We start from the raw sequence: 8,788 nt of genomic DNA, 5'->3' as shown, positions 1-8,788 counted from the left end.
CGTGCCTTCTCGGCGCTGCGGGCGAGGAGCGCGTGGAGCTGCGCCTCGTCGGCCCGAAGCTCCTCGTAGCGAGCCCGGATCGGGTCGAGCACCGCGACGACCGCGTCGCCCACGTCCTGCTTGAACGCGCCGTACCCGCCGCCGTCGTAGCGCGCCTCGATCGCCGGAATCTCGTCTCCGCCCATGATCGAGAGAATCTCGATCAGGTTCGAGATGCCGGCTTTCTCTTTGAGATCGTGGCGCACCTCGGTGCCCGAGTCGGTGACGGCGATGCGGAACTTCTTGCGGATCGTCTCCGGCGGGTCGAGCACGCCGACGGTGCCCTGCGCGGTGCCGCCGGTGGTCGACATCTTCTTCGTCGGCTCCTGGAGGTCCATCACGCGACCGCCGACCTCCGGGATCATCGCGTCGGGCACCGTGAACGTCCGGCCGTAGCGGGCGTTGAAGCGCTCGGCCATGTTGCGGGAGAGCTCGAGGTGCTGACGCTGGTCCTCGCCGACCGGCACCTCCGAAGCCTGGTAGGCGAGGATGTCGGCCGCCTGCAGGATCGGGTAGGTGAACAGCCCGACCGTCGGGTTGCCCTGCTTGGCCGCCTTGTCCTTGAACTGCGTCATGCGGCCCGCCTCGCCGTAGCCGGTGATGCAGCCGAGCACCCATGCCAGCTCGGCGTGGGCCGGCACCTGGCTCTGCACGAACACCGTCGCCCGATCGGGGTCGATGCCGGCAGCGAGCAACTGCGCGGCCGCGACGTGGGTCCGGCGGCGCAGGGCGGCCGGGTCGTACTCCACGGTGATCGCGTGCAGGTCCGCGATGAAGTAGAAGGCCTGGTAGCCCTCCTGCAGCCCGACCCACTGGCGCACCGCCCCCACGTAGTTGCCGAGGTGAAAGGAGTCGGCGGTCGGCTGGATGCCGGACAGGACGCGGGACATGGAGGCATTCTTTCAGGCGCACCGGGCGCACCCCGCACGCGTTTCTACGCCGACTCGCTCGCCGGCTCCTCGGTGGCGATCGGCGTCACCCGCACCCGGGCCACCCGGCGGCCGTCCATCGCCGCGACCCTCAGCCGGGCGCCGGGCATCTCCACGACGTCGCCGACCTTGGGCACGCGACCCAGGGTCGCCATGACGTAGCCGGCGACGGTCTCGAACGGTCCCTCCGGCAGCTCGAGCTGCGTCTCGTCGGCGAAGTCGTCGCGGCTGCGCAGGCCGTCGACCTCGACGTCGCCGCCGCGCAGCCGCCTGGGCTCGTCGCCGCGGGCGTCGTACTCGTCGCGGATGTCGCCGATGACCTCCTCGATGAGGTCCTCGAGAGTGACGATGCCCGCGGTCCCGCCGTACTCGTCGACGACGACGGCGAGGTGGGCGCCGGCCCGGCGCATCTCCGACAGAGCCGGCAGCACGCGCTTCGTCGCCGGCACGAGGGTGACCTCGCGGGCCACGTCGGCCACCTTCATCGCCCGGCGACTGTTGGCGGGTGGCGTGAGCAGGTCGCGGACGTGCACGAAGCCGATGACCTCGTCGTGCGAGCCGCGGACGACCGGGAACCGCGAGTAGGGCATCGAGACGACGTCCTTCGCCGCCCGCACGATCGTCATCGACGCGTCGAGGAACGCGACCTCGGTGCGCGGGATCATGACCTCGCGCACCTGGCGGTCGCCGGCGGAGAAGACGTCGTCGATCAGCGCCCGCTCGTCGCGGCTGAGCGACTCGTGGGCGGTGACGAGACCGCGCAGCTCCTCTTCCGTGATCGCCTGCCGGTTGGCCCCGGGGTCACCGCCGAGCAAGCGCACCACGCCGTTGGTCGACTTGGACAGCAGCCAGATCAGCGGACGTACGCCGATCGCGATGCGGTCCAGGACCGGTGCGACGACCAGCGCGGTGCCCTCGGATCGCTGCAGGGCCAGGCGTTTCGGCGCGAGCTCGCCGATGACCATCGTCACGTAGAAGATCAGCAGCGTCACCGCGAAGAACCCGATCCAGCGGGCGGGCGTGTGCGCGAGCCCCAGGCCTCGCAGGCCCGAGGACGCCGAGTCGGACAGCGTCACCGCGCCGAACGCCGAGGACAGCAGCGCGGTCAACGTGACGCCGATCTGGACGGCCGAGAGGAAACGGTTGGGGTCCTCGACCAGCCGCTGCACCCGGCGGCCGCGGCGGCTCCGCTCACCCAACGCGCGGATCTGCCCCTCCCGCAGGGAGACCAGCGCCATCTCCGAGGCCACGAACAGTGCCTCGACGAGGATCAGCGCGAGCACGACGAGGACGTTGACCCAGATCACCGGGTCACGCCCACGTCGCTACTACTGCACGGGTCGTCCATGTCTGCACACCATGGTGGCAGGAACCGCAGACCGGATCACGTCAGAGGTTGGCGACGTCCGCCTGCTTCGTGCGCACCGCCTCGGCGGCCTGGCGCAGGGCCGCGAGCTCGTCGTCGGCGAGGTCGAGCTCGACGACCTTCTTCACGCCGCCACGCCCGAGCTGGGCGGGGACGCCGAGGAAGACGCCGGAGATGCCGTAGGCACCGTCGACCCAGGTGCAGACGGGCATGGTGGCGCCGCTGTCCTGGTGCACCGCCTGCACCATGCGCGCCGCCGCGGCGGACGGGGCGTAGTAGGCGGAGCCGGTCTTGAGCAGGGCCACGATCTCGGCGCCACCCTCGCGGGTCTGCTGCACCAGGTCGTCGATCTCGGCCTCGGAGAGCAGATCGCGGATCGGCTTGCCGTCGACCCGGACGAGCGACGGCACCGGCACCATCGTGTCGCCGTGGCTGCCGAGAGTCATCGCCTCCACGCCGGCGGTCGCCACGCCGAGGCGGTCGGCGACCTTCTGCTTGAAGCGCGCGGTGTCGAGCATCCCCGCCTGGCCGATGACGCGGTGCTTCGGGAAGCCCGACACGTTGGCCGCGAGGGCTGTCATCTCGTCGAGCGGGTTGGAGACGACGACCAGCACCGCATCGGGCGAGTGCTTGACGACCTGCTCGGTCACCGCCCGCACGATCTTGGCGTTGGTCTCGATGAGGTCCATCCGGCTCATGCCCGGCTTGCGCGGCAGGCCGGCGGTGATGACGACGATGTCGGACCCGGCAGTCTGCTCGTAGCCCTCGCCGTTGGGCCCGGTCGTGACGCCGCGCACCTTCGTCTCGAAGCCCTCGATCGACCGGCTCTGCGCGATGTCGAGCGCCAAGCCCTCCGGCTTGCCCTCGACGATGTCGCTGAGAACGACCTCGTCGAAGATGTCGTACTCCGCCAACCGTTGCGCGGTCGTCGAGCCGTAGAACCCGGCCCCGACGACGGTCACCTTGCCCGAACGTGCCATGGAAACCGGATCCTCCTAGCTCTGCAGCTTCTCGATGATGGCGTCGGCGTACTGCGACGTGCCGACGGCCGTCGGGTCGTCACGCGTCGGCTTCATGTCGTAGGTGACGCTCTTGCCCTCGCCGAGCACCGCGCCGACCGCCTGCTCGAGCCGGTCCGCGGCCGCGCCCTCGCCGAGGTGACGGAGCATGAGCATGCCGGAGAGGATCATGGCGGTGGGGTTGACCTTGTTCTGGCCCTTGTACTTCGGCGCGGAGCCGTGGGTGGCCTCGAAGACCGCGATCTCGTCGCCGATGTTGGCGCCGGGAGCGACGCCGAGACCACCGACCATGCCGGCGGTGAGGTCGGAGAGGATGTCGCCGTAGAGGTTGGGCAGCACGAGGACGTCCCACTCCTCCGGCCGCTGCACGAGGCCCATGCAGGTCGCGTCGACGAGGTTCTCCCACGGGTCGATGTCGGGGTAGTCCTTGGCGATCTCGCGGAAGACCTCGAGGAACAGCCCGTCGGTGAACTTCATGATGTTGGACTTCGTCACGCAGTGGACGCGCTTGCGGCCGTTGGCCCGGGCGTACTCGAACGCCCAGCGAATGATGCGCTCCGACCCGGTGCGGCTGATCGGCTTGATCGAGATGCCGGAGTCGGCGCTGATCTTCTTGTTGTCGAACTCGCCGTTGAGGAAGTCGATGACCTTCTTCGACTCCGGGGTGCCTTCCTTGAACTCGATGCCCCGGTAGAGGTCCTCCATGTTCTCGCGGACGATCACGACGTTGACGTCGTCGAACCGGGTGCGCACGCCGGGGTAGGTCTTGCACGGCCGCAGGCACGCGTAGAGGTCGAGTTCGAAGCGCAGCGCGACGTTGACCGAGCGGAAGCCGGTGCCGATCGGCGTGGTGATCGGGCCCTTGAGGGCGACCTTCGTGTCGCGGATCGACGCGATCACGTCGTCGGGCAGCGGGGTGCCCTTCTCCTCCATGATGTCGACGCCCGCGTGGTGGACGTCCCAGTCGAAGCTGCCGCCGGCCGTCGCGATCGCGGCCTCGAGCACCCGGCGGGTCGCCTCGGTCAGCTCGGGACCGACGCCGTCGCCGGGAATGAGGGTCACGCGGTGGGTGGATCCAGCCATGAGGTGCGGTCTCCTGCCGTGATGGGCCGTCTCCCGGCCCCTTGGTGAGGGGACCGACAGGACCCTGTTGCCGTGCCCGACGCGACGGCGCGCCATGCGCGGCGGCGGGGTTGCCGTCGCCGCGGACTGCTATTACTCGTGCCGGGACCCTGTTCGCAGGCTACCCAAGGATCCGCGCTAGCCCGCCGGCGGGGGGAACGGCGTGACGCTCGCGACGACGGCGACGGCCGCCCCGAGGATCCCGAGCGCGACGACGTCGACGAGCCGGCTACGTACGACGAGAAGGCCCGCGTCGCCCGGCGCCAGCAGCAGCCGCAGCAACGCCGCCGCGCCGAGCGCGGCGGCGATGGCGTACATGCCGACGCGTGGGTGGTGCAGCCACGTCAGCACGAGACCGCCGATGACACCGAGCGCCACCGGTAGCAGGGGGTCGATCCGGCGTCGCCCGTGAAGTCGGGTCATGGCGGGCCGAGTGTAGTGAGCAACGGGTGCACGAGATGGTGTTGAGGTCGGAGCAGCGAGGGGTAACGAGCAGGTAACCGTCACCGATCCGTCACGGGAGTACCGCTCCCCGAGGAGGCTCATGCAGACGCCGTACCTGCGGGTGGAGGACACCGGGGAGGTGTTCGAGCTCCGCGCAGAGGTCACCACAGTCGGTCGCGGTCCCGGGGTCGACATCCGCCTCGGCGATCCGAGCGTGTCCCGGCTGCACGCCGAGATCGTGCGGCGGGGTCCGCACTGCTACGTCTCGGACCTCGGCCTGTCGTCCAACGGCACCCGCGTCAACGGCCGGTCGGTCGGGCGCCGGGTGCTGATCGACGGCGACGTCATCAGCTTCGGCGCCGCCCGCGGGCGCGTGGGCGGGTTGCCGTCGGAGGACGCGCTCGGCGAGGACACCGTCGAGATCGGCCGGGTCGCCGCACCCGACATCACCCGCCGGGAGATGGAGGTGCTCCAGGCACTGTGCCGCCCGGCACTGCGGCAGGAGGCGTTCGTCGCTCCCGCCACGGCTCGCGACATCGCCCAGGAGCTCGTCGTCACCGAGGCAGCCGTCAAGCAGCACCTGCTGCGGCTCTACCAGAAGTTCCGCATCCAGGAAGGCGGCAACCGGCGCGGCCGGTTGGCCAACGAGGTCATCGCCGTCGGCGTCGTACGGCCGCAACCACCGGACGCAGAGGACCAAGTCCGGCAAGCCGGCTAGTTGTACCGCCCCTGACCGGCCCGATCAGACTCGACGTTCAGCCGCTTCGACGCAGTTGCGGAACAGCATCGCGATCGTCGTCGGGCCCACCCCGCCCACGCGCGGCGTGATGGCGCCGGCGACGTCCTCGCAGGTCTCGTCGACGTCGGGCAGCAGCTTCTTGCCCTCGTAACGCACGCCCGCGCCGATGACGGTGGCGCCCGGCCGGATGTGCTCCGGCCGGATCATGCCCGGGACGCCGGCGGCCGCGATCACGACGTCGGCGCGGCGCGTGTAGTCGGCCCAGTCCGCCACGCCGGTGTGCACGAGCGTCACGGCGGCGTTGGCCGTGGGCCGCTTCTGCGACAGCAGGATCGACAGGGGCCGCCCGATCGTGAAGCCCCGGCCCACGATGCAGACGTTCGCGCCTGCCACCGGGATGTCGTAGAACGCGAGGATCGCCTCGATGCCGGCCGGTGTGCACGGCTTGGGCCCCGGCATGTCGAGCGCGAGGCGTCCCATGTTGGTGGGGTGCGCGGCGTCGGCGTCCTTGTCGGGATCCATCTCGTAGAGCGCTCGCTCGTAGTCGAGGTGGCCGGGGATCGGGTACTGCAGGAGCATCGCGTCGACGTCGCCGGCCTCGTTGAACCGGCGGATCGTCGCGTGCAGCTCGGCCTGCGTCGTCTCGGCAGGCAGGTGCGCGTGGTGGCCGGGGTTGAAACCGAGCTCGACCGCCTTCGCCTGCTTCATCGCGACGTAGCGGGCGCTCGGCTCGTCACCGCCGACGAGGATGGTGGCCAGGCCCGGCGGGTGGCCGATCTCGCGCAGCTTCTCGATGCGCGGCGCGAGGTCGGCGAACACGGCCTCGGCGACGGGGCCACCGGGCAGCAGGCGGGCGCTCATGCCGCCATTCTGTCAGGGCACGGCGCGCCGGTCGTCAGTGGAAGAAGTGCCGGGTACCGGTGAAGTAGAGCGCCACGCCGGCCTCCTTGGCCGCCGCGACGACGAGCTCGTCGCGAACCGAACCGCCCGGCTCGACGACCGCGCGGACCCCCGCCTCGGCGAGCACCTCGAAGCCGTCGGGGAACGGGAAGAACGCGTCGCTGGCGCCCACCGACCCGCGGGCCCGGTCACCCGCCCGCGTCACCGCGAGCCGAGCCGCGTCGACCCGGTTGACCTGGCCCATGCCCACCCCGACGGTCGCGCCGCCGGCGGCCAGCAGGATCGCGTTGGACTTCACCGACCGGCAGGCCCGCCAGGCGAACGCGAGGTCGGCCAGCGTCTCCTCGTCCACCGGGTCACCGGCCTGCAGCGTCCACGCGGTGGGGTCGTCGCCGTCGGCCTCGATCGTGTCGCGGTCCTGCAGCAGCAGCCCGCCGGTCACCTGGCGGATCTCCATGCCGCCGCGGGTGGCGGGCGGCGGGCAGACGAGCAGCCGGATCGACGGCTTCTTGGACAGGATCTCGGCCGCGCCCTCGTCGTAGCCAGGAGCGACGACGACCTCGGTGAAGATCTCCGCGACCTGCTCGGCCATCGCCACGCTGACGGGCCGGTTGACCGCGATGACCCCGCCGAACGCCGAGACCGGGTCGCACGCGTGCGCCTTGCGGTGCGCATCGGCGACGTCGGAGCCGACTGCGATGCCGCAGGGGTTGGCGTGCTTGATGATCGCGACGCAGGGGTCGGCGAAGTCGTAGGCCGCGCGCCGGGCCGCGTCGGTGTCGACGTAGTTGTTGTAGGACATCTCCTTGCCGTGCAGCTGCACGGCCTGCGCGAGGCCCGGCTCACCACCGTCGGTCAGGTAGAGCGCCGCGCGCTGGTGCGGGTTCTCGCCGTAGCGCAGCACCGAGGCCCGCGACCAGGTGGCGGCCAGCACGTCGGGGAACCCCGTGTCACGGGCGGTCTCGTCGGGCGCGCCGACGCCGGCGAACCAGGAGGCCACGGCGGCGTCGTACGACGCGGTGTGCGCGAACGCCTCGGCGGCCAGGCGGGTGCGCTGCTCGAGGGTGAAGCCGCCGCCGGCGAGAGCCGACACGACGTCGGGGTAGCGGTCGGGTGAGACGACGACGGCGACCGACGGGTGGTTCTTCGCGGCGGCGCGCACCATCGTCGGCCCGCCGATGTCGATCTGCTCGACCACGTCGTCGGGCGCAGCCCCGCTCGCGACGGTCTCCCGGAACGGGTAGAGGTTGACGACGACGAGCTCGAACGGCGCGACGCCGAGGTCGGCCAGCTGCCGCTCGTGGTCGGTCTTGCGCAGGTCGGCCAGGATCCCGGCGTGCACCTTCGGGTGCAGGGTCTTGACCCGTCCCTCGAGGCACTCGGGAAACCCGGTGAGCTCGTCGACGGCGGTCACCGCCACGCCGGCGTCGCGAAGCCGGGCAGCGGTCGAGCCGGTCGACACCACCTCGACGCCGGCCGCGGCAAGGGCGCGGCCGAGGTCCTCCAGGCCGGTCTTGTCGTAGACGCTCACCAACGCGCGGCGGATCGGACGCCGCCCCTGGTCACTCATCCGAGCCGCACCTTCCTGTCGGTCACGGTCCAGCCGCCGCGCGCCATCCGCCCGACGGCGTCCACGAGCATCGCCCGCTCCACCTGCTTGATCCGCTCGTGCAGCGTCGCCTCGTCGTCGTCATCGTCGACCTCGACCCAGCGCTGCGCGACAATGGGGCCGGTGTCCACGCCGGCATCGACCAGGAACAACGTGCACCCCGTCACCTTCACCCCGTAGGCCAGCGCGTCGCGGGGTCCGTGCATCCCGGGGAACATCGGTGACAGCGCCGGGTGGGTGTTGACCGTGCGGCCGCCGAAACGCTCCAGGAATGCCGGGCCGACGAGCTTCATGAACCCGGCGAGCACCACCAGATCGGGCCGGTAGGCCGCGACCGCATCGGTGAGCGCGCGGTCCCAGTCGGCCCGCTCGGTGAAGTCCTTGACCCGCAGGACGAACGTCGGGACGTCGGCCTTCTCGGCCCGCCGCAGGCCCTCGATGTCCTCGCGGTCGGCGCCCACGGCGACGACGGCGGCGCCGTAGGCCGGGTCCGCACAGGCGTCGAGCAGCGCCTGCAGGTTGGTCCCCGACCCCGAGACGAGCACCACGAGCCGGGCGGTCACGACAGGACCCTACCGAAGGCCGGGGGCCCAACCCGGCCGGCGTCACCCCTCCGGTTCC

The 8,788-nt window shown here is 71.2% G+C and carries 9 protein-coding genes; 1 reads left to right on the top strand and 8 read right to left on the bottom strand.

Annotated elements, in window-relative coordinates:
• The 5 genes from trpS to VFJ21_10985 form a co-directional block, all read right to left on the bottom strand.
• The coding region (gene trpS, locus VFJ21_11005; protein HET7407648.1) for a tryptophan--tRNA ligase at nt 1–929 on the bottom strand (929 nt) is incomplete at its 3' end.
• 44 nt (nt 930–973) lie between these two features.
• Complete coding sequence (locus VFJ21_11000) at nt 974–2,275, bottom strand: hemolysin family protein (protein ID HET7407647.1); 1,302 nt, start codon at nt 2,273–2,275, stop codon at nt 974–976.
• A gap of 82 nt (nt 2,276–2,357) precedes the next feature.
• Nucleotides 2,358–3,314, bottom strand: a complete 957-nt coding sequence (gene mdh, locus VFJ21_10995; protein HET7407646.1) for a malate dehydrogenase — start codon at nt 3,312–3,314, stop codon at nt 2,358–2,360.
• Between the two features lie 15 nt (nt 3,315–3,329).
• Nucleotides 3,330–4,436 (bottom strand): isocitrate/isopropylmalate dehydrogenase family protein, encoded by a 1,107-nt coding sequence (locus tag VFJ21_10990; GenBank protein ID HET7407645.1) that lies wholly within the window; start codon nt 4,434–4,436, stop codon nt 3,330–3,332.
• 177 nt (nt 4,437–4,613) lie between these two features.
• On the bottom strand, nt 4,614–4,898 hold the full coding sequence (locus VFJ21_10985; protein HET7407644.1) for a DUF3017 domain-containing protein: 285 nt from the start codon (nt 4,896–4,898) through the stop codon (nt 4,614–4,616).
• A gap of 121 nt (nt 4,899–5,019) precedes the next feature.
• Between VFJ21_10985 and VFJ21_10980 the strand changes: the two genes are divergently transcribed.
• Nucleotides 5,020–5,637, top strand: coding sequence for an FHA domain-containing protein (locus tag VFJ21_10980; GenBank protein HET7407643.1), 618 nt, complete (start codon nt 5,020–5,022; stop codon nt 5,635–5,637).
• A 24-nt stretch (nt 5,638–5,661) separates the two neighbouring features.
• Here the strand turns inward: VFJ21_10980 and VFJ21_10975 are convergent, their stop codons facing one another.
• Genes VFJ21_10975 through purN form a run of 3 tightly spaced genes read right to left on the bottom strand, consistent with a single transcriptional unit; the run spans nt 5,662 to nt 8,730 of the window.
• Complete coding sequence (locus VFJ21_10975) at nt 5,662–6,519, bottom strand: tetrahydrofolate dehydrogenase/cyclohydrolase catalytic domain-containing protein (GenBank protein ID HET7407642.1); 858 nt, start codon at nt 6,517–6,519, stop codon at nt 5,662–5,664.
• A gap of 34 nt (nt 6,520–6,553) precedes the next feature.
• Nucleotides 6,554–8,128, bottom strand: a complete 1,575-nt coding sequence (gene purH, locus VFJ21_10970; GenBank protein ID HET7407641.1) for a bifunctional phosphoribosylaminoimidazolecarboxamide formyltransferase/IMP cyclohydrolase — start codon at nt 8,126–8,128, stop codon at nt 6,554–6,556.
• Nucleotides 8,125–8,730 (bottom strand): phosphoribosylglycinamide formyltransferase, encoded by a 606-nt coding sequence (purN, locus tag VFJ21_10965; protein HET7407640.1) that lies wholly within the window; start codon nt 8,728–8,730, stop codon nt 8,125–8,127. Before purN ends, purH begins: the two co-directional genes overlap by 4 nt.
• Nucleotides 8,731–8,788: the final 58 nt, after the last annotated feature.

The sequence above is a fragment of the Mycobacteriales bacterium genome (assembly GCA_035690485.1).
In the GTDB taxonomy this organism is placed as follows: Bacteria; Actinomycetota; Actinomycetes; order JAFAQI01; family DASSKL01; genus DASSKL01.
The sequence above is the reverse complement of the archived record's forward strand: the minus strand, read 5'-3'. Positions and strand labels throughout refer to the sequence as shown.